Here is a 19,614-nt window from a genome sequence, read left to right as displayed (position 1 = left end):
ATTTTTTAAGCTGCTTTAAGAACCGGAACAGCCATTTTTTCTTTGAATACCATTAACAGCTCAACAATGTTTCTGTTTACGCCAACTCTTGCTTTTGTATGCGAATATTGGATGTTGATATGTTCGCTATCTGTTGTAGTAGGTAGTGAACTAAAGAAACCATCATTCAGGTTTTTATTACACAACATACCTACAGTTTTTTTCTCTTCTACTTTTTTCTGAACCCATGCGTAGCATTGCTTATGCTGTTCATCATTAAAATCTGTTGAATACATAATCGAGCAATCACGATAAGGCGGATCACAAAACAGGAACGTATTTTTATTAACCTTAACGTCTTCATAGCTTCCACATGTGATCACAGCTTTCTGTAATGCTGTTGACCAGTTTTTGATATTTTCATAATCAAAACCATTTTTATTCGTCTGGAATGACGTGAAAATTCGCCCGTTTTTCTGACTGTATAAGCCCCTGAACATATTGTTTAAGAGGAAGTAGAACATAGCTGTTCCTCTCACTGAATATTCAGCTCCTACTGGTAAGGAACGGTATTCTTCACGTAAGCGATAGTAGAAGTGTTTTTGACCGTCCAGCGTCTTATAGTGGTTGCGTTCTTCAATGGCCTTCAGCTCGTCAATGAAGCCAGAACAATCCCTTTTAATGGTGTTCAGGAGATTGATGATCTCCGGGTTAATGTCGTTCAGGTGGTAGCTTCTGATGTGTTCACGGTGCTGATTGAAAACTTCACAGAACATAGCGCCTGCGCCAAGGAAAGGCTCTGCGTAGTATCGAATACGCTTAAAATCCGGCATATAGGGGCGATACGCTTTGATGAGGCGACGTTTACCGCCAGCCCATGCGTAAAGGGGGGTAAGTGGTTTTGTGATATAGTCCTGATCGTTTGCTGCTGTTTTGGTCTGGTAATCAGGAACAGAGAGAATAGTTTTGTTATGGTAGACTTCATGAATAATATTACGTGCTTTAGCAATGAAAGCATCAATATCAAGATGAAGAATATTAGATTTGGATTTTTTAGATACAGTCATAAGGCAAGGCTCCAATAATAGTTAACTTGCGATTAGTTAATCGCTACAGGCACAAATATTTATATGTGCTTTTGGTTTGATGCCCGGTTTATCGAAGACCGGATTAAATAATGGAACCTTTCCGCATCAAGTTAACTATCAGAGCGTATGACTGCTTTGATGTGATTAATTGTCTTTATTTCGCTTATGACATTCAACACTTATTTTGAAGAAAAACCTTCCATCTAAAACCAATAACCCCATAAAAACAAAAAAACCAATTACTATCAATTGGTTATGTGGTTTAGCAAAAAGTGCTATTTATGATTTTACTACTTGCAATGTCAATATGATGTTGTTCAAGCTTTTCGGCGGTAGTTCGAAATATCAGCATTTTCATAGCGGATCATGAACATTAACAGCTCTGCGTTATTGCTGTTCAACACCAAATCATAAGCACTCATACCGTCTTTGTTCTTCTGATAGAGATCTGCCCCATCCAAGAGAAGAAGCTTAAACAGCTCTACGTTTCCTGTTTTGGCTGCTAACTGGATAGGGGTTAGCCCGGATGTGTCCAGCTCGTCGTTCAGGCGTAGGCCGGAACGGGCAACAGCATGATAGAAACCTGACGGCCACAATTTGGATGTGTTCTGTATGAGCTGGAGAAGCGCATACGCTTTCATGCTACCGTTCCGGCCTGACAGGTAGACCGCTAACAGATCCTGAGCGCTGTAATCGAGTAAACGTGTTATCAGGTATCTTTCATCATGGTTCTTCTCTAACAGCGGGAGAAGCATCTTTAATGAAGCGTCTTTCTGTTCCTGTTCTTCCGGCGTAGGAGCCGGGGAAGACAAAACAGCGTCAAATTGGGAGAGAAGCACAAACCCGGTGCTACGGATCTGGTTAAGTAATGCCTCAATCATGCTTACGTCTTCCTGCCCTTTTCACAGGAGCTGAAGGGGCTACCTCTTCCGGTTGTTCTTCTACTGCTTCTGGTTCAGGACGGTAGAACATCGAGCTTTTGAAGCTATACACGAACTGATCGCGTGTATGCCCGTTAACATCGTAAATGGTGGTATCAGCATTCCCCGCTATGAGAGCTTCATCTAACTGACGACTGTTATATTTAGGGCTGAAAGCGGTATAGAACAGCGGCGTTCTTCCGTATATGTCTATAGCGTTGGGATTTGCCCCTAATCCTAACAACAGCTTCACGGCCTCAACATCACCACAGCCAACAGCCTGATGTAGAGGTGTTAACTCGTTTTTGTCTCTTTCATGAATATCTTCACCGCAACTAATAAAATATTTAATAGCCTGTAGTTTTTCATTGCCTTTCAATTTCCATATAGCAAAATAAAGTTTTGTTTGTTGTCTATCCATAATATATCTCCATTATTATATAATAAGTCTTAATATTATATATAATTAAAAATATATTTCGTCAATATGGTTAAAAGTGTTTATTTAAATTTGACATTAAATAAAATTAATTATAACTTTAAATCAAGTAGAAAATTCTCCGTTTTTTACTATTAAACTCTAAGTAAGATATATATTGATGGTTCACATAATCCTTTGTTTTGTTGATAAGAAAAAAGCCCCGCAAGGGGCTTTATCTTTTTGGTGAGGTGGTGTTATTAAAAGGCAAGTGCTAAATGTGCGTTAACAGTTTCCATTTTCTTTTTTCTGTTAGCTAAGAAGTTTATAAAACTTACCTTCTGATTATGCGCTAACAAATCGTAATGGCGTTTACCATCATAACTTCTGATTAATGGATCACATCCAGCTTCAACCAGTAATCTGATTTTTTTCATATCCGTTGTATAGAACAATGCTGTTTCATGTTTGTTGTTAACATGATTTACCCTTGCGCCGTTCTCTATCAGGAAGCGGCATGTATCAACGTTGCTAACGCTGAACAAGGCTGTTTTCCCGTCTTCATTGGTAGCGTTCACATCAGCGCCACGGCTAAGAAGAAACTGAGCCACTTCAACAGATTCAGCACAGGATAAAGGCGTTAAACCTTCCGGCGATATGTAGTTAACATTTGCCCCTGCTAAAACAAGTTCTTTGATTTTTGTTATATTTGAACCGTATATCAATAATAATTCATTAATGCTATTCATAGACACCTCACCTTTTAGATCTACCTGATACTAATATACTATATTATATAATAATGTCTATTTATTATCAAAAATATTTCCGCTAAAAGTTGTAATTATTTTTAAATTACGGTATAATTTCGCCTCATTCATATTTTTCTCTTTTGCGAAAAAGAGAATATTTTTTAGAGATTTCCTTTTGGGAGATCTCTTTTTTTTGGCGAAAAAAAAGAGGGGTTTACCCTCTTTATTCTGGACAAGCTTTCTTTTTCATTTTTTGGAACTTAGATTTAAACTCTTCTGGTGTTTGTCGTCTAAAACTACGTCTTACATTATCTATATCAACAACCTGATTAAAAAGCTCTTTAGCATTGTTTGCTTCTAAAGTGCGCGGGCTTAAATCAGGAATAGAAACCTGAAACAGATTATTTCCAATTCCTTTTGGTATAACGTTTACTTCATACTGCTTATTACTTTCCTCTTCAATAAAGAAGAGGCTATTATTTATGACTTTATATGTATATGACATAATAACCTCCTTTTGGTTATGTTAATCAATTTTAGGTAAATCGAACATATGAGCATTAATGTTTTGTTCAACAAGGGAATCTATATCCTCACGATCAACGTTTGAATAAAACACTTCATCCTCAAACTCATTATTAACTTCATCTTCTTCTTCAGGGAATGGATAAAGCAATATCTTAATGGCGTAAGACGTTTTATTTTCTAACCAGTCTTTTTTCTGACCACTAAGTTTTTGTTTATCAATCAACTCACCGCGTTTTGTTTTTGGCAACAAATCAAGTTCTTTTGCTGCTCGCATAAGTTCATCAATTGCTATACCAGATTTCTTTAAGCTTGCTTCTGCTTCTGGTTTTAACCAGATGCATCCTTCAAAATCAGTTCTATGCTGCATAGGTCTTGATTGCTCAAGTCCAGCTATAGCACCTCTGTTAGACATGATAGCGTTGTTAGTAAGGCGTTCAGCCTGATCTAACTGTTGTTCTTCACTGTTTCTACCATAAGAGCCTGTGTAAGCAAAACCATCAATACGAATAGAACCGATGTTATCAGCAATCCATTCTTTAAATCTTTCAATAACAATTTTGTAGTTGTTATCAGCGTTAAAAGTGGTATTTGCTACTCTTCTTTTGAATACATCTACCGCTCTATGAGCTGATAAACCAGCTTCTTCACCGAAAATTTCTGAAACTAAATCAGCACCTAATTGAAGTGAAGCAATCATTTCAGCATCACGCATATCTTTACTATAATGATCGCCATACTCTTTTTTATAAAGCTCATTCCTTAAATCTTCGAACTTTTTAATAAGAGCAATTCGGTTGTTTTTTATATAATCAATAGCTATGCCGTAAATATGACCATAGTTTTCTTCAAGTAATCTTCTCCAGACGTTAACGATAGATAGATCGCCTTTAAAGCCTAAAATCTCTTCATCGCAAGTGTGAATAGTCCAGATACGATCTTTTATAGCCATAATACTTTCATGACCATCAAGGCGTTCAACGATTGGTTTATTAGACGCAACAACGGGGGAAAACGACCACTTTTTAATTTTTCTGGCTTTTTTATTGTCGTTAGCTTCTGCTAAAACACGCTGAGTACCATTACAAATCATAAAAATCATTTCAGTGGCAACATTTGCTCCTTTATTATTTACGATTTTATCAAACTCATCCAAAAGTACACTACCGCTGTTTAAAAGCGGGAATAAACGCTCCATACCTGCAATAGACGCTGTAGCGTCAAAATAAAGGATATTATGACCTTTGATCGGTATACCTTCATAGGACGATTGGGCAATTAATCTTACTGACTTCCCATCTCCCGGATCACCTGTTAACTCAATGATAAGGTTTACCGAAGGAGAAAAGATATTACCGAATGTATAACCTACCAGTTGATGAGCAGCGATTAAAGCTAACTGTTCATCTTGTGCGTACCACTGGCCTAAAATATCAATCTGAATCTCTGCTTTACCTGCCTTGAATGTCATACATTCTTCATCACCGACATAGCGAGGGTGACCGGGTTTAATGTGTTCACCATTAACCCAGCCGCAGTTATCAGAGCCGGAAGTGATTTTTATACATGGTTCGTATTCAACACCCGCAGGAGAAACAACCGTTCTACGCCCATCAGCCAGCACCTTCAACATGATGTCAGCAACCTTTGACATTTTGTTAGCCGGGGGTAAAGGCCAGCGTTTAGCTAACAAAGACTGTTTACTGATTTGAGATAGTTCAGACTGAGGGATTTTGACAAATCTTTCCTGACCATTTAGATCTAAGAAACGAACTTTAGTATAAGTTTTTGTGTCTTTAGATGAAACCTGATTTTCTTCATCAAATACTGATTCCTGAATATCAGAATCCAGCATATCAACGCTTTCAATTGGCATCAACGGGAACGGGTGTATCTGAACCCATTTAACATCTTCAACGCCATTTTTATAAGTCTTTACAGTGCGAATAAAAATACCTTCCGCACCTATTGAATATTCATCTGTTTCACGCCACGGGTTATCCTGAGCTTGTAAAGCTCGCTTAAAATCTTTCGGCGTTAACTGTAAAACATTATCTTTTTCATTCATATTAAAAACTCTCCGTTCTTTTTATATTGTGCCTTTGTTATATTTTTTATAATAACTAACACTTATTATATATTTTATTTTTTTAAATAAATCAATACTAAAACCAAGTTATTATATAATTTTTTCTTTAGGTTGACAACCTCAACCCTTTTTCTGATTTATTTAACCAGTCAGTTAGAAAAGAATTAATACTTTCTTTCATGATCCCGGTTTCTTCATCCCTTTCACGCTTAATTCTTTTTAAAGCCAAAAGCGTAGATTTTTGTTGCTCAACTTTTTCATGTTCTAACATGGAAGGAAAAATACTAAAGCCTCTTAAAATGCCTTGATATATTATTTCTTCCACATACTCTTGATTATCGCTTTCAACTTTACAGACACCAAAACCTGCTATCTCATAATCAAAATGAGCGTAAAGCGTGCTTACAGCAAGCTCTACATCAGAAGAGTAGATAACATAACAATCTTTAGACTCTTCAATTACCACATGCGGAAATTGATACTGTTTTATTAGCTTAATGTTAGGTTGGAAGAAATCACGCGCACAACGCCACAGAATAGCTTTATTCAGGCTTCCGCTACCCATCAACACATCATCAGGAACAGCGTCAACAGAAACGGCCTGAGCCTCTTCTGTGGAAGGGGATTGCTCCCCTTCTCCTTCTTCCAATGCCGCTTGATGTTTTACTTCTGCCAGAGCATTTTCAGTAATCAGTCTTTCACGCTCTTTTTTCTGTTTTTCAAGCTCTTCTCTAAGAGAGGATAAATCTAAACTATTATTCATATTCATAACTACCCTCTTTTTTTAATCGTGTATCATAGAGCTGATAACCATAATAGACACATAAAGAATCATATATTCTACTAAGAGCAAGCTCTATTTTATCTTTGCTGTATTCTCTTTTAGTTTTTGTTTTATCTAAATACATTTCAAGTATACTTAAAGAATTACCGCTAACGTCTCTTAAATAGCTTCTTTGATCATCAGTTATTGTTTTATAAACTTTATAATGAAACTCAAAATCACCTTTTTCATAAGAGCGTAATGAACCAAAAAGAGTATCATATCTCTGTTCTATTTCAGAAAAGATAAGTTTCATTCCAAGATTAAAAAGCAAAGTATCTGAAACAAGATTTCTATAGTAATTTATCTCTTTAAAGTTAGTTTCAACACCAATATTTGTTATCGTTAAAGCTAAGTCATTATCATTTTGAAGTATTCTTTTTTTACCCGTAAGTTGTTGTTCCTGAAAAATTGAAGAAGCTTTTTCCATGATTTTGACAAGGCTGTCTTGTCTTTTAATGACAGCCTGTACCATTTCATCTGTTCTGATAGCAGAAATCAACGTATCATAAGCTTTCCTCATGTTGTTAAAATATAGTTCCATACCTTTCTCCTTTGTTAATTATTTATTTTTTGGTCTATTTTCATTCCCGTTATTAAAATCCTCGATTTGCTTTTTAAGCTTACGATTCTCTTCAACAAGATCAGTGTTTTCTTGTAAGAACGTGCGCATTTTTTGGCTATAAGTGTTTGCTAACTCGAAGTTTTCAGCGGATTCAGTTCTAAGACCTTTAATTACTTCTTTATACTCGTTTTCTTTCACACCAAAGATTTTGTTAAGTTCTTCTCTAAGCTCATTCAATGCTTGATTTTTTTCAGATGTAAATCCAGCTTCAAGCGTGGTTTTCTGAGCTTCAAGCGCTTTTTCATTATCCACTTTAAACTGAGCCGTTAACTCTTCACGTAGTTTAGCTAAAGCTTCCTGTTTTTCAGTTTCAAACGCTTCACTAAGTTCTTTTCTCAACTCTGCTAAAGCAGCTTCTTTATCAGCAGCATGAGTAATATCTTTTTGCTCAAGTAGACCATTAAGAGATTCAACCTGACCTTTTAAATTATTAATCTCTCGCGTAGTATTAGCATCAAGAGTTTCCAATTCTTCTTCAAGTTTAGTGTTTTTCTCTTCAAGAGCAGAAACTTTTTCAGTAAGAGTGGTATTCTCTTTTTCTAACGCTATATTTTCGTCCTCAAGCGTTTTAACCTCTTTCGCTAACTCTTCTTTTTCCTTTTCAAGTTCAGTGTTTTTAAAATACAATTCATTATTTTTATCAACAAACTCTTCTTTTTCAGTCCTTTCTTTTTCAAGCTCTTCCTTGAGTTCATTTATTTCTTCATCTTTTAATGAAGTTTGTTCAGTAAGCTCGATCACTTTAGAAGATAACTTATCTTTCTCTACTTTAAGAGTAAGGTTTTCCACTTCTGCAGCTTGTGCTAATTTCATAATTTCAATATCTTTATGCATACGTTCGAGTTCAGTAGTTAACTCGATTGCACGTTTACTTTTTTCTCTGATATTAATATTATATTTATTAATAATAGAAGCATTTTTCTGATCAGGGTCAATATTGAGTTTTGCGAGTTCAGCAAATTCTTCTTTATAATCATTAATAGATTGTGGTAAATCAGTATGAACCTTTCTTACCGCTTCTGCCTGTTCTTCGTCCTTAAACTTCTGGACACGACTAACAAAAGAGTGAACCGGATAATCACCATAACCCGCTTTTTCTAATTCACGGTTTACGTGTTTTAAAACTATTTCACGGTAAGTATCAGACTTGAGATCTGTTCTGCTGTTCATCCATTTAGCAAACGGGAACACGCCGCCATGCTCAGGAACGAAAGCCCTTTCGTCATTTGGGAAGTAAGTTATCTGGTCTTCTCTACCAAGCTTTTTAAGCTCTTCACGTTTAGCATCATCACAAAGCACATATTTAGCGTCTGAAACGTCATACACGAACTCATAGAGCTGACCGTGAACAGAAGCATCCTGTGCTACGTGGATGTTGTTTGCGATTACTGGACGTTTACCACGGAAACCGCGAACTGTGTTATCTCCGTTGCTCTGAGTGGATTCTATAACATAGTTTGGGTTAGCATGGGCTTTAACAATGGTTCTCCAGTAGTCAACACGGATCTCGTCTGGAACACCGGATAAATCATAGATAACCTGATAAGCTTCAGTATCATTAGTTCTTGCCGTAGCTTTTCTTTCTCTTAACGCATTAGTGAAAATAAAAGGTTTTGGCTCAACAGGAGGATTAACAACAGCTTTTGGCATTGGGTTTTTAGAAGGGTCATTTTCATACGCTTCTTTCAACTTGAGATAGTTTTTATATTTTAATTCGTCATTAATATATTTATCAATGATTGCTTTACCATCTCTTTCTGATAACTTCATTCTTTTAACTTTTTCAGCAGAAAAAAGAATTTCCTTATCTACAACATCACCTAAATCTTTAGGTTCTGATTTTATTAAAACACCTTCTTCGTCATATTCAGCTTCTACTTCTGGAATGGCTATTTCTTGCATTAACTCTTTTAGAGTTCTTGCCTCAATAGTTTGACCTGTCAAAGCATCTTCATAAACAGCATTACCTTCACCCAATTCTTCAGCAGAAGGTTTAAATCCATAAAGGCCACCTGAAACCTTTACATCATTTCTTGAATATTCAACTATTACTTTTGCGTTTGGCATTATAATCTCCTTTGTTATATTGTTTGCTTTATCCTTACTTTTACTTGTATTTATAGTAAGTATTATAAAAGTAAACAATTAACTACAATTAATAAACCCCTAAGTCAACCGTTCATCCTGTTTATATCTTCCGTTCATCGCTTTCTTTTGGAAGTGCTAATATTTGTTTGTTTTCTTTAATGAGTTCATCAGTCAAATAATCGGCACAAATTAAAAGAAGAGTTGGGATAGGAATATCAAAAGAAACTTCTTTTAGTTTCTCTTCCAGCGCCGCAGGAATACGGACATTAATCAAACGTGCATCATCATGCTTAGTGACTTTTACCGTAGAACGGACATAGGGCGTAGTCCCGGCCTGAATATCACCTAAGCTTTCTACCTTGTAGTTCCAGTAGGTGCCATTATCTTTAGCAAAAGAGGTTTCCAGCGAGACATTCTGAAAATCATCAAAGTTATCGAGCCACGCCGCACCCTTTTTAGCGTTTTTTTCTGTTTTGTCTTTCTTAGTATCTGTCATAGCATTTTCTCTCAGAATTCACGTAGAACATCATACAATACAATAGTATATACTATCATATAGTAGCATCATTTTTTTTTGGCTTCAGCCTGTTCTTTGATTTTCAGTTTGATGATTTCAATCAAGTGAGCAAACTCGTTCCGGGCATCAGTGATGTTTGGTAATGCGGCCTTCTCATCAAAGATAGTGATCCCGTTGCCATACGCACGAGGATAAGCAACACGCTTACGGATGTATGGCTGTTCATAGCCTAACTTCTCTGAATACCCTTCCAGTTTCTTCAACAGCTCCATCTGTTCTCGGTTCTGGACTTCCACACGGTTCGGAACAAGGATAAAAGGCTTGTTCATCTCTTTCAGCTCATCAATGCTTTTCAACGTTGCTGAATAGCTGGAAGCATCGAGGATAGTTGGTACCAACACTAACGGCGCTAACTGACCGCCGCTATCCACTCCGGGCGCATGGTCAAAGATCATGAAGTCGGTTGCTACCTTTGGTTTCCGGGTTACTTCAAACGGCAGAGGTTTACCGTTTTTCTCCGCAAAAGCCGCACAGGTGATAGCTCCCCCTTGAGGGTCAAAGTCTACTAACGTTGTTGACTGGCCTTTAGAAGCAAAATAGCCACAAAGGTTAAGGCTAATGGTTGTTTTGCCTACACCACCTTTCCTGCACCACACACTCATAGCAAACATAATCGTTCTACCTCATCCGTTTAATCAGTTATCCGACACTTATCATCGGGGCTACGTTGACCATTATAGTATATAGTAGTATATGATAGTATAGTATTTATTTTTACTATAAAATCACAATTAAAAACAAGGAGTTATATATGAATGAACAATTTTTAGATAAGTTTGATAGAGCTTTCATTGCTGATCCAACAGAAGCATTAAAGGCCGTTGACGACATGGCCACATCTCTAATGTCAGAGATAGAACAGAAGAGGAAAGCCGGTGTTAAAGAGTTAGATCCCGTTATGGTAAAGCTACAAGAAGACCATGCTTATCTCTCCGGGCTACATGAAGAAAAGAGCGAAGAACTTGCATTACATCAGCGCCTACACAAGCAAGCTGGCATCGAGATAGACAATCCCTTTAATGCTAATCCAGCGCCTGCAGGTGATGCTCCAAAGGGTAGAAGACCATCATTCAATACCACTGTAGTAAAGGCCGTTGTATCTCAACAGCCTGTAGTTGAAGATCTGGATGATGAAGAGCTAAAGGGTGAACAGAACTTAATGACGAACGACGACATAGCAAAGTTGGCTAAGGCAGTAAGTGATAAGCAGGCTCCTGCAGCTCCAGTAGAACCGGAAGGAATGGACATATCCCAATTCAAGCCAGAACCTAAGCCACTGGATTTATCAGGGCTTGATACGTTCACCATGCGTAAAGCAGAAGAGGCAAAACAGGAAGCTAAACCAACGGCGGTTAAGCTGGACACTGACGAACTGGATCGCTTTAGTAATCGCTATGCGGGGAATAGTTTTATTGAAAAAGTGACAAAAAAACTACAGGAGACATTTTCAGCATCTTCTCATGCTCCTGTTAACTTTGTACCAGAACATGAAATAAAAACCATGTTTGGGAATTCACTTTCAAAAATAGTTAATAACACCAATAGCAGAAGTATTCATTTTGTTGATAAATCTGTTCTTAAAGAAGATGCGCAGGGATTATCAATTGCCACAAAGGATAGAACCTTAGCCGCAAGAAGATTAACTCTAATGGCTAAAGCTAAAGGATGGAGCAGCATTAGTTTTGATGGTAATCAGCTTTTCCTTGAAGAAGCATATGAAGAAGCAACAAGAGCGGGTTTGGTAGTAAAGCCATCATCAGAAGAACAAGCCAGATTTTTCAAAGAAGTTCATGAAGCGAAAAAGTTAGATAGTTTTATGCCTTTTGGCGGCATGAAGGAAAGCAAAAAAAAGGATATAGATAAAGACATTGAAAACCCCGGACATAACCATGAACAAGCCCCTGTTCCTGTTCAAGCCCCTGTCTACAACGCAAGAATACCAACAAGAATGAAATAAAATAAAAAACCCTCATTAAGAGGGTTTCTTTTTATGCGAGGATTTTATTTTTACATGAAGATTTTAATCAGAACGTTGACGAAAGAAAGAATAGTGATACCCAACGTTAAGAATACAACCATGCTCACTGGAAAACCTACAATCAACTTAAAAGCATAGTTGTTTACAGGCATCATATGAAACACTGGAAAGCTTTTATAAGCGTTAGTGTTCATCATTTTACCAAGCGGATAAAACACCACGAAACCTAAAACAACCGTAGTTAACGCCGAAAGGACTAACAACGGAATACCGTAGAACACTGTTGATAAGTTCAGTAATGAATCAATATATAAGTTTAGCATTTTCATCTCCTCGCATTTGATGATTTAAATATTAGCGTACTGTTTTATGGATATCAAATTATTTTTTATTTTTCGGATAAAACATAACTGGAACATTTCTACTTTTGTTGTTTTTATCTTTGACACAAGAAGTAAATTCATAAAAAGGGTTAGGTATAATGTCTTCAACGGATTTGAAGACATTAAGTTTATTCTCAAAGGTTCTTGCTTTAAGGCAATAAGCATTTACGATAAGATTAAAATACCCGGCAAAACCGACAAGCGCAGCGGTAAAAGGAACCATCCTTAATGGGATTGTTAAATCAGCTCTTGTCATAAAACTAAAACCAAAGAACAGAGCGACACACGTTAGCATCAATGTTAATAAAGCTATTGAGGCGCATTTTCTGTAGTTTGTTTGTAAAATTCCTTCATTAGAGTTTTTAATAACATACCATTCTTCAAAGGTACGTTTATTACTCGGATCACCATGAGCATATTGAACAGCATTAACAATGTTTTTACCCACTTTATAAGGTAAAACAAAAGGCGCTGTAAATAATCTCGCAGTTCCTATAAATGGAGCAGCAGCAATTCTACCAAGTGTTAACTTCTTTTTCTCTTTGTTTTTATTTTCAATAAACATAATAATTCTCCTTTGTAATGTGTATATTATTTTATATACAAATATTAATAATGCTTGTCAATAAAAAAGCCTCTAAAAAGAGGCTTTTATTTTAATTTATTTTTTATTTATTAAAATCCTGTAAATCTACACTGGTATCTTTAGGTTTATTATTTGATGATTCTGATTTTTCTTCACTTTCACCTGAACCTTCACCATTATCTCCATTAGTAGCAGTATTATTAGGCTGTGGTTGTAATCTATCACCTAAAGTTTGACCAAAGCTTTTAGCTGAGTTGATCAAACCACTTTGACCAGCAGTTGCCATTTGCATACTTGCCCCAACAGCAGCCTGTGCTTTTAACATACCTGATTCAGCATGAGTAGATAACATACCAAGAACAGTTGAAGAAGCCCCGCCTATCCATTTAAACATAGTGTCTGGTAGTAAATGCATTAACTTACAACATGCTAATGTAGCTGAAAGCGTTAATACACAATATATAACAATCATGGTTATACCCTTTTGAATACCTAAGAATCCTCCTTCTACATCACTCGCAGCAGCAAAGAACGTACTGTTTATATATTCAAAACTGATATTCATCGCTACAAATGAAGCCGCATAGCCAGCCACGTTTAAGGCAGGTCTAAGCAATAAGGATAAAAGCAACATATAACCTTGTCCTTGTTTACCGACTACACCATCCTGATCAGGTGTTATTGAAGCGACTACAAGAAGTGGAGCACCGCATAAAGCTTCAAGAACAAGAACGATATAACCTATAACACAACCGAAACCAATGATATAAGGCATCATAGGCATAACATGAGCTAACATGTTTCCTACAACCAAAAGAGGAACGAAGAAAGATGTAAATGTTCCTGAAAGAAGACCAATAACCGCTTGTATACCGCCACCAATGATAGGAAGGCTACCTAACATAGAACCTACAGTTAAAGCCACTAACATAGCATCTACGCCATATATAACATGCTCACCGATATTTGCCGAAACGGTTAAAGGCATCAAGCTTGCTGTATCAGCTTTTTGAGTTCCGAATACGCCTAAATTGCCTCCGATAATCCCTATAGCTTTTTGATATAACCCATCATTATCACCTTCATCAGAAAGGTTAGAATTGAGTTTATTAGTAGCATTCAATAACGTTCTTACTTTATCAAGTCTACTGTAAACCTCACCCCATGTATTGTATTTAAAATCTTCTTCTTTTAATGTTGCTGAGGAAATGGGAAAGTTATTTAAAGCAGCATTAGCTGAAGACGCAGCCGTTGTTATTCTCATATAAAATGCATAGCTATAAGTCCATCCAGCTTCTGTTAACTTATCAACCTGTGATTGATTAACAGCATCTTTCATAGCAGCTTCAGCAGCAGTTTGAACAATTTGAGCATAAGCATTAGTCATAAGATCAATGTGTTTGTTTAGTGTTTCAACATCAATAGTCTTAGACCTGTCTTTCAAGTTAGCTTCAGCATATGCCATAGCACCAGATACTAAAGCAGCATTAGCAGCTATCTGAGCTTTTTGAACATTCATCGCTATCCCGTTCGTGTTTATTAATAATGAACCCGGATCTGGCATTTTATCTTCATTAAGAAGCTTCATTTTTGTACTTCCGCATTTATCTGCTTTATAACCTGAAAATGCGTTTCCATCTGGATATCCGAAGGTATAACCAATCATTTTATTGGAACCTGAATCAGATTTAAAATTAGCGGCATCCATAAATCCATATAACTTCACACCAGATTTTTGTAATGCCTTAGTTGCTACATCATTATTTATTTTCACACAAGCAGCAGAATACAAGGTATTAACTACGAGTTGGCGAATAGCTGTTTTATTCGTCACGGATATATAAGTGCTGTCAGTTATTAAAGAAGGGGCTATTTTCTTCCATCCTGCATCCCCCCATTCTGTACCTTGAACAGCTAATGCCATAACTATAAGCTGAATAACAGCCCATCCATTACTAACTGGCAATAGCAAGCTAACAGCTAACGGAGCACGTATCGGAACCCATAATGATGACCATTTTTTACCTAACATCTCACCTTCATGTGCGGTTGTCACTGTTCCAACAATCAAAATGTAGGCAGCAATAATAGCAGCTACCATTAAACATATTGGCCCATAAAAATCTAAAAAAGCTCCGATTATTCCTACAGTTGATGGATTAAAATATTTATCAAAAGCATTTAGCACAAAGTTTTTATCTCCAGTCAAACTATAATAGTTTGCCGCTTGTGCTTGTGCCGAATACAGCACAGTAAATAAAATGCTAAAAACAAGCATCTTTATTTTTTTCATAAAAATCTCCTTTGTTATATTGTTTAAATTCCATTCCTTATAATTATTGTTGAAATGTTATTAATTAAATACAGTAATTAAAATATTAGTCAATATGTATATTAAATAATTGACATATTAAATTTAATAACTTAAATAATAATAACATCAATCAAAAAAAGGAGATATTTATGAATAGTATTACAATAGAAGAAAAAGATTTAAATTCTGGAGTGTTTGTTATTAATCAAGCTAAGTTTAAAAACAAAACAGCATACACTTGCATTAGAATGACAGACGATATTAAAAGCTTACTGAAACAGAAATGTTCTGGCGCTTTAGATATTGCAATTATTGGATTATTAAATCATGGTTTAAACAAACTAAAAGAGCAAAACAAAGCAATAGAAATAAAAAACATTAATGGAAATATACATTTTATTGAACATGATAAAACAAATGGTAATTCTTTTATAAATGTCAAAGCAAAGATACAAAGGGAAAGCAGCAAATCATTTAGTATTAGAATGGATAAAGATTTAAAAGAAAGATTAAAGGAAGCTTCAGGCAATATCTCTTATAGTGTTGGTATATTGGGTGTTATTAAATATTCATTATTCATGCTTGAGAAAAACAACAAAGCGTTAATAATTAAAAACACTGATGCTAATATTGACAATTCTTATTTTATATAATAAGTATAATTATAATATATAGGAGGGTATTATGGAGTTAGCATTTAAATGTATAAGAAGAAGATTAGATCAAGATAACACTGTCAAAACACTTATTAAGTTAACACAAAATCAGTTGGATTTTATAGATAATCATATATCTAAAAACTCAAGATCTCTTGCTGTTTCTCAGTTGAGTAAATGGGCAATAGAAAAACTTGTTAGTGAAAGTAAGGTTTTAAATATCTCATTCTTAGAAGATGGTTATCATTTTACAGAAAACGATACCGATGTAGGTAGCCTACATATTGTATCGCTTGATAAAAGTTTTAACCCAGAAAGTAAATATGTATCAATAGTAGCGAGTAAAGAAGTAATAGATATATTAAAAGAAAAAACAGGAAGCATTGCTTTAAGTAAAGCTCTACCAGCATTAACCATTTATGCTTTGAATGAGCTTATAGCGAAAAAGGAAATGTATGTTTATGACAGCGTAAATAACATCAATCAAATAATTAAACAAAGGAGTTAATCATGAGTATATTAGAGTTTTTATCAACAGCTATAGTTTTCGGTATTGTTGCTTTATTTATAACATTCGTAGTAAAAAACATAAGGAAAAGCATTAAGTTTAAATTATATTTCAAATCTTTAATAAAGGTTGGTATTACATTGATAGCACTAATGTTCGTTTCCGGTGTAATATCCAAAGACATTAACATATTTATTAGTTTGATGTTTGTTTATTATTTAAAGGTTTTATATTTCTCAATATTGCTTTCCTTTGTTTATTTTGTTGGAAGAAATATATTTACGAGTATAAGAACAAATAAAAAGAATATGAAACCAAATGCAATATAAGGGGGGTTCATGAGAAAAGGATTTAAAAAAGGTTTTAGTCTTATAGAGCTGTTGTTAGTTCTTGCCGTTGCTACAGGCGTAGTAGCGGCTACGTTCTACGGGTATAGCAAGGTTCAGGCGCATAACAGGGTAAACAGAGCTACGCATGATCTGGCGAGTATCAGTAAAGCGATGAATGCCATCCTGACGACAAGACCAACGATAGCTGAGGCTAACACCATGCTTACCAGCTCAAAGGCTCTACCGTCTTCTATGACCGATAGAACAGGCTCGTTCGTTAACGCTTACGGGGGAAAGCTCACCATAACCGCTCACAGTGGCTCAGATGACTTCTATGATGTTTCCTACTACAACGTACCTTCTGATGCTTGTATAGAGCTTGTAAGCGCCAGCAAAGCGATTTACCGCACTATAACCAACACTTCCTATAGCCCGAAGATAACAGCCGCTTCCAGCGTGAACGATATAGCTTCATTTTGCTCCGGGTTTACCTCTTCCAGCTCAGTGATGGTCTTTACTGACGCAGCCTGACATAGCCCCGGTTGGGGCTTGTTCTAAAATCACACAGAAAAGTAATTAACTAATTGATAAATCTAGTTTTAATTGATACGGTCACGCCGTTATGGTGCATTTCTGACCACCTTTAAAACATAAGAGGGTTTTAGAATGAAAAAGCTTCTGGCGGTATGCGTGATCGGGCTGGCCTCCTTCCTTGCTGGCTGTGGTGATGATGGGATTTATGGTAGCTACGTGAACAAACAGTATGGGGTAAGGCTCGACGTTCAGAAGGATGTTATCAAGTTTCGAGATGGCGTTTTCAACGTTAAAGAATGGGATGAAAGCAAAAAGCCTGTATACATTGCTAGAACTGAAAACAAAAATTTGGGTTCATGGACGTTCAAAATAGAAAAGGTAAAACAGGGCGTAGTTTATCAGGGCGCAGTGTTTGAAAAAGATTAATAAAAGACAGTTAAAGATAAGAAGCCTCCATTATGGGGGCTTTTTTATTGGTTGAAGTATTCCCTTCATCCATCTTTTTAAAAATAATCGTTCTTTTAATTTGCTTTTAATCGGAAAAGGAAATACTGAATATCCATCAAACAAAAAAAGGAGATAGAACATGAAAAAATACATACAAACTGAAAGCTACATTGATCAACTTCAAACCCTCATTATCTTGAAAAACTTCATGAATGAAAGATATGAAGAAGAAGACTGTGAGATCCTTTATACCACTGATAATGGTTATCCGTCCGTTGTGTTTTGTGGTGGTATTTATGAAGTAAGCATTATCCCTGTTGATTTAAACATAGGGCTTGAAGGAGAGGTTATGTTTATAGCTTCTGTAGGTTATGAACTGGTTAGGTTCCCAAGCTTAATAGACGCTGTTGAAAGTTTTTATTCATGTATTGATGAAGCAATAAAACAAGCAGCTTAAATAAAATAAATTTGAAAAAGCTAATTTTACAGGATAATAATTATTACGAACATAACAACAAGGAGAAAAAAATGAAAAAGAAAACCATGATTGAAGAAATGAGAGAAAGAGCAAATAAACTTTCAAATGGTGAAGCCCTCATTTTATTAGACCATATTTTAAAAAGAGAAGGGCAAGAGGCAATGATTAGTATCTTCATGAATGAAATGCCTCAAATCAAAAGCAGGATAAGTTATGGCGGTTTCAATCTTGAAGGTTGTAGAAATATCAACACTCAGTTAGCTAATGAGCTGATAGCTTATATAGAGCGTGAAAAACTCATGGTAATACTGGAATCTAATCTAAAAGAAAGTGCCATAAAGAAACGTTTATAAAGAAAGCCCGAAAGGGCTTTTCTTATAATTTGACAATAACAAATTAAAGCGTTATAAAATATAAGTAAGTTGGGTGTTCATGGGTGTTCTCCATCTTATAGGATGTTTAATTTGATAAGTTATATATTATGACTCGCAATCTACAATATATAATATATAACAACGATTAGAACATGGGGTTTAAGCCCCATGTTTTTTTTGTGCCTACCTATCCCGCCTGTCTGATAACTAATTTATATCATCCGATTAAATTGAAATTTAGTTTATTTGTGATAGTTATTTAAATAACACAAACAAATAAAGGAGAAGTGTTATGAAAATAAAACCAGTAAACCTCAACAAAACATTAAAGTTATTGGAAGGAACAGAAGCAGAAAAGCCATTCATTGAAGATATGTTGTTATACATGGATCAGGCTAAAGAGTATGAAGAAAAGAAAGTATTACAAAGCAACTTATATGAAGAACTTAATAATAGCTTAGTATATCGTTATAAAACTATTGTTAACAATGCGCCAAGAGAAGATTTATCCATAATTGCCATTTCAGGTGAAGAAACCATTGGTTCTAATGTTGATGTTTTTCTTGAGAATACAGCAGTTAGATTTAAAGTCAGGGATAAGCTTAACGAAAGCGGCTATTCAGTAGCTGTAAAGGTTAAAGACGGTAAAACAGTTTTAGACGTTGATATGAAGCAAGCGGGCTTTACAGCACTTAAAACGCTCTCTAACGAGCTGGAAGAGCTTAAACCGTGGGTAAATGACTACATGGCAACACTCAAAGAGCAAGTGAGTGAAAACGTTCAGGCTCAGGCTTTACCTGATACGATAGAACCCTATAAAACATCATGGGTAGAGCTTCCAGAAGAAAGACGTATTCTTGTTAAAGTTCATCCTGAAAACATGGCAACATTTAAATCAAAGTTTTCTTCCCCCAAATGGGAAAAGGATTTAAAAGCGTGGCGCATATCTAATCTTCAAAGCAATAAAGATAAATTGAATGATTTTAGAGATCTTCTTGAACTAAGAAGAAGACAAGAACATGAAAGCCCAAAAGAAGTTTTATCTAAAGTCGATACGGTTATAGATGGTAAACCACATTATTATGAGTTATCACACAAAGTAGAACATGAAAGTTTAACAAGTAAGTTCGATACATTAACACT

The 19,614-nt window shown here is 35.7% G+C and carries 23 protein-coding genes; 9 read left to right on the top strand and 14 right to left on the bottom strand.

The features are described 5' to 3' along the window. Window positions 1-5: 5 nt before the first annotated feature. The 11 genes from ACOTX4_RS23980 to ACOTX4_RS23930 all read right to left on the bottom strand — a co-directional run bounded on the left by ACOTX4_RS23980 (window position 6) and on the right by ACOTX4_RS23930 (window position 10,495). Window positions 6-1,046, bottom strand: coding sequence for a DNA adenine methylase (locus ACOTX4_RS23980; RefSeq protein WP_219086711.1), 1,041 nt, complete (start codon window positions 1,044-1,046; stop codon window positions 6-8). A 338-nt stretch (window positions 1,047-1,384) separates the two neighbouring features. After that, window positions 1,385-1,948: an ankyrin repeat domain-containing protein gene (locus ACOTX4_RS23975; RefSeq protein ID WP_118470094.1), complete on the bottom strand. Its 564-nt coding sequence runs from the start codon at window positions 1,946-1,948 to the stop codon at window positions 1,385-1,387. Next, window positions 1,941-2,408, bottom strand: a complete 468-nt coding sequence (locus ACOTX4_RS23970) for an ankyrin repeat domain-containing protein (protein WP_265715883.1) — start codon at window positions 2,406-2,408, stop codon at window positions 1,941-1,943. Before ACOTX4_RS23970 ends, ACOTX4_RS23975 begins: the two co-directional genes overlap by 8 nt. Before the next feature lie 257 nt (window positions 2,409-2,665). Further along, window positions 2,666-3,154, bottom strand: a complete 489-nt coding sequence (locus ACOTX4_RS23965; protein ID WP_139616771.1) for an ankyrin repeat domain-containing protein — start codon at window positions 3,152-3,154, stop codon at window positions 2,666-2,668. Window positions 3,155-3,380: 226 nt separating this feature from the next. After that, window positions 3,381-3,662, bottom strand: coding sequence for a hypothetical protein (locus ACOTX4_RS23960; RefSeq protein ID WP_042195001.1), 282 nt, complete (start codon window positions 3,660-3,662; stop codon window positions 3,381-3,383). A 21-nt stretch (window positions 3,663-3,683) separates the two neighbouring features. After that, window positions 3,684-5,750, bottom strand: a complete 2,067-nt coding sequence (locus tag ACOTX4_RS23955; RefSeq protein ID WP_085838955.1) for a hypothetical protein — start codon at window positions 5,748-5,750, stop codon at window positions 3,684-3,686. A gap of 127 nt (window positions 5,751-5,877) precedes the next feature. After that, a complete protein-coding gene (locus ACOTX4_RS23950; protein WP_117068232.1) occupies window positions 5,878-6,540 on the bottom strand; it encodes a hypothetical protein in 663 nt (220 codons plus the stop codon). Then, a complete protein-coding gene (locus ACOTX4_RS23945) occupies window positions 6,527-7,138 on the bottom strand; it encodes a hypothetical protein (RefSeq protein WP_064323375.1) in 612 nt (203 codons plus the stop codon). Before ACOTX4_RS23945 ends, ACOTX4_RS23950 begins: the two co-directional genes overlap by 14 nt. 18 nt (window positions 7,139-7,156) lie before the next feature. Then, window positions 7,157-9,286, bottom strand: coding sequence for a hypothetical protein (locus tag ACOTX4_RS23940; protein WP_176326814.1), 2,130 nt, complete (start codon window positions 9,284-9,286; stop codon window positions 7,157-7,159). A 121-nt stretch (window positions 9,287-9,407) separates the two neighbouring features. After that, window positions 9,408-9,803: a hypothetical protein gene (locus ACOTX4_RS23935; protein WP_052957560.1), complete on the bottom strand. Its 396-nt coding sequence runs from the start codon at window positions 9,801-9,803 to the stop codon at window positions 9,408-9,410. Between the two features lie 68 nt (window positions 9,804-9,871). After that, window positions 9,872-10,495, bottom strand: coding sequence for a ParA family protein (locus ACOTX4_RS23930; protein WP_001708445.1), 624 nt, complete (start codon window positions 10,493-10,495; stop codon window positions 9,872-9,874). 140 nt (window positions 10,496-10,635) lie between these two features. Between ACOTX4_RS23930 and ACOTX4_RS23925 the strand changes: the two genes are divergently transcribed. Further along, window positions 10,636-11,841, top strand: a complete 1,206-nt coding sequence (locus ACOTX4_RS23925) for an LPD7 domain-containing protein (protein WP_243440453.1) — start codon at window positions 10,636-10,638, stop codon at window positions 11,839-11,841. 50 nt (window positions 11,842-11,891) lie between these two features. Here the strand turns inward: ACOTX4_RS23925 and ACOTX4_RS23920 are convergent, their stop codons facing one another. The 3 genes from ACOTX4_RS23920 to ACOTX4_RS23910 all read right to left on the bottom strand — a co-directional run bounded on the left by ACOTX4_RS23920 (window position 11,892) and on the right by ACOTX4_RS23910 (window position 15,124). After that, the gene (locus ACOTX4_RS23920) at window positions 11,892-12,185 is read right to left on the bottom strand and encodes a hypothetical protein (protein WP_001708451.1); all 294 of its coding nucleotides are present in this window, start codon (window positions 12,183-12,185) and stop codon (window positions 11,892-11,894) included. Window positions 12,186-12,243: 58 nt separating this feature from the next. Next, the gene (locus ACOTX4_RS23915) at window positions 12,244-12,810 is read right to left on the bottom strand and encodes a hypothetical protein (protein ID WP_128456849.1); all 567 of its coding nucleotides are present in this window, start codon (window positions 12,808-12,810) and stop codon (window positions 12,244-12,246) included. 103 nt (window positions 12,811-12,913) lie between these two features. Further along, window positions 12,914-15,124, bottom strand: coding sequence for a DotA/TraY family protein (locus ACOTX4_RS23910; protein WP_176326812.1), 2,211 nt, complete (start codon window positions 15,122-15,124; stop codon window positions 12,914-12,916). 170 nt (window positions 15,125-15,294) lie between these two features. On the opposite strand from ACOTX4_RS23910, the gene ACOTX4_RS23905 reads away from it, so the two are divergent. The 8 genes from ACOTX4_RS23905 to ACOTX4_RS23870 all read left to right on the top strand — a co-directional run. Further along, window positions 15,295-15,798: a hypothetical protein gene (locus tag ACOTX4_RS23905; RefSeq protein ID WP_024172954.1), complete on the top strand. Its 504-nt coding sequence runs from the start codon at window positions 15,295-15,297 to the stop codon at window positions 15,796-15,798. A 31-nt stretch (window positions 15,799-15,829) separates the two neighbouring features. Next, window positions 15,830-16,309 (top strand): hypothetical protein, encoded by a 480-nt coding sequence (locus ACOTX4_RS23900; RefSeq protein WP_421635454.1) that lies wholly within the window; start codon window positions 15,830-15,832, stop codon window positions 16,307-16,309. A gap of 2 nt (window positions 16,310-16,311) precedes the next feature. Continuing rightward, window positions 16,312-16,638 (top strand): hypothetical protein, encoded by a 327-nt coding sequence (locus ACOTX4_RS23895; protein WP_064163804.1) that lies wholly within the window; start codon window positions 16,312-16,314, stop codon window positions 16,636-16,638. Window positions 16,639-16,647: 9 nt separating this feature from the next. After that, window positions 16,648-17,169: a type 4 pilus major pilin gene (locus ACOTX4_RS23890; RefSeq protein ID WP_064163803.1), complete on the top strand. Its 522-nt coding sequence runs from the start codon at window positions 16,648-16,650 to the stop codon at window positions 17,167-17,169. A gap of 135 nt (window positions 17,170-17,304) precedes the next feature. Then, window positions 17,305-17,598: a hypothetical protein gene (locus ACOTX4_RS23885; RefSeq protein WP_064163802.1), complete on the top strand. Its 294-nt coding sequence runs from the start codon at window positions 17,305-17,307 to the stop codon at window positions 17,596-17,598. Window positions 17,599-17,758: 160 nt separating this feature from the next. After that, complete coding sequence (locus ACOTX4_RS23880; protein ID WP_064163801.1) at window positions 17,759-18,076, top strand: hypothetical protein; 318 nt, start codon at window positions 17,759-17,761, stop codon at window positions 18,074-18,076. A 71-nt stretch (window positions 18,077-18,147) separates the two neighbouring features. Then, window positions 18,148-18,450, top strand: coding sequence for a hypothetical protein (locus ACOTX4_RS23875; RefSeq protein WP_050189096.1), 303 nt, complete (start codon window positions 18,148-18,150; stop codon window positions 18,448-18,450). Between the two features lie 313 nt (window positions 18,451-18,763). Further along, window positions 18,764-19,614, top strand: an 851-nt coding sequence (locus ACOTX4_RS23870; protein ID WP_421635453.1) for a hypothetical protein, incomplete at its 3' end; no start/stop codon positions are given.

Source organism: Enterobacter cloacae complex sp. IR5459, assembly GCF_049238005.1.
Taxonomy (GTDB): domain Bacteria; phylum Pseudomonadota; class Gammaproteobacteria; order Enterobacterales; family Enterobacteriaceae; genus Enterobacter; species Enterobacter hormaechei_C.
The sequence above is the reverse complement of the archived record's forward strand: the minus strand, read 5'-3'. Positions and strand labels throughout refer to the sequence as shown.

Bases quoted from the DNA above. Each gene is read 5' to 3' on its own strand.
- ACOTX4_RS23980 (WP_219086711.1), bottom strand. From the start codon at position 1,046: ATGACTGTATCTAAAAAATCCAAATCTAATATTCTTCATCTTGATATT.
- ACOTX4_RS23975 (WP_118470094.1), bottom strand. From the start codon at position 1,948: ATGATTGAGGCATTACTTAACCAGATCCGTAGCACCGGGTTTGTGCTT.
- ACOTX4_RS23970 (WP_265715883.1), bottom strand. From the start codon at position 2,408: ATGGATAGACAACAAACAAAACTTTATTTTGCTATATGGAAATTGAAA.
- ACOTX4_RS23965 (WP_139616771.1), bottom strand. From the start codon at position 3,154: ATGAATAGCATTAATGAATTATTATTGATATACGGTTCAAATATAACA.
- ACOTX4_RS23960 (WP_042195001.1), bottom strand. From the start codon at position 3,662: ATGTCATATACATATAAAGTCATAAATAATAGCCTCTTCTTTATTGAA.
- ACOTX4_RS23955 (WP_085838955.1), bottom strand. From the start codon at position 5,750: ATGAATGAAAAAGATAATGTTTTACAGTTAACGCCGAAAGATTTTAAG.
- ACOTX4_RS23950 (WP_117068232.1), bottom strand. From the start codon at position 6,540: ATGAATATGAATAATAGTTTAGATTTATCCTCTCTTAGAGAAGAGCTT.
- ACOTX4_RS23945 (WP_064323375.1), bottom strand. From the start codon at position 7,138: ATGGAACTATATTTTAACAACATGAGGAAAGCTTATGATACGTTGATT.
- ACOTX4_RS23940 (WP_176326814.1), bottom strand. From the start codon at position 9,286: ATGCCAAACGCAAAAGTAATAGTTGAATATTCAAGAAATGATGTAAAG.
- ACOTX4_RS23935 (WP_052957560.1), bottom strand. From the start codon at position 9,803: ATGACAGATACTAAGAAAGACAAAACAGAAAAAAACGCTAAAAAGGGT.
- ACOTX4_RS23930 (WP_001708445.1), bottom strand. From the start codon at position 10,495: ATGTTTGCTATGAGTGTGTGGTGCAGGAAAGGTGGTGTAGGCAAAACA.
- ACOTX4_RS23925 (WP_243440453.1), top strand. From the start codon at position 10,636: ATGAATGAACAATTTTTAGATAAGTTTGATAGAGCTTTCATTGCTGAT.
- ACOTX4_RS23920 (WP_001708451.1), bottom strand. From the start codon at position 12,185: ATGCTAAACTTATATATTGATTCATTACTGAACTTATCAACAGTGTTC.
- ACOTX4_RS23915 (WP_128456849.1), bottom strand. From the start codon at position 12,810: ATGTTTATTGAAAATAAAAACAAAGAGAAAAAGAAGTTAACACTTGGT.
- ACOTX4_RS23910 (WP_176326812.1), bottom strand. From the start codon at position 15,124: ATGAAAAAAATAAAGATGCTTGTTTTTAGCATTTTATTTACTGTGCTG.
- ACOTX4_RS23905 (WP_024172954.1), top strand. From the start codon at position 15,295: ATGAATAGTATTACAATAGAAGAAAAAGATTTAAATTCTGGAGTGTTT.
- ACOTX4_RS23900 (WP_421635454.1), top strand. From the start codon at position 15,830: ATGGAGTTAGCATTTAAATGTATAAGAAGAAGATTAGATCAAGATAAC.
- ACOTX4_RS23895 (WP_064163804.1), top strand. From the start codon at position 16,312: ATGAGTATATTAGAGTTTTTATCAACAGCTATAGTTTTCGGTATTGTT.
- ACOTX4_RS23890 (WP_064163803.1), top strand. From the start codon at position 16,648: ATGAGAAAAGGATTTAAAAAAGGTTTTAGTCTTATAGAGCTGTTGTTA.
- ACOTX4_RS23885 (WP_064163802.1), top strand. From the start codon at position 17,305: ATGAAAAAGCTTCTGGCGGTATGCGTGATCGGGCTGGCCTCCTTCCTT.
- ACOTX4_RS23880 (WP_064163801.1), top strand. From the start codon at position 17,759: ATGAAAAAATACATACAAACTGAAAGCTACATTGATCAACTTCAAACC.
- ACOTX4_RS23875 (WP_050189096.1), top strand. From the start codon at position 18,148: ATGAAAAAGAAAACCATGATTGAAGAAATGAGAGAAAGAGCAAATAAA.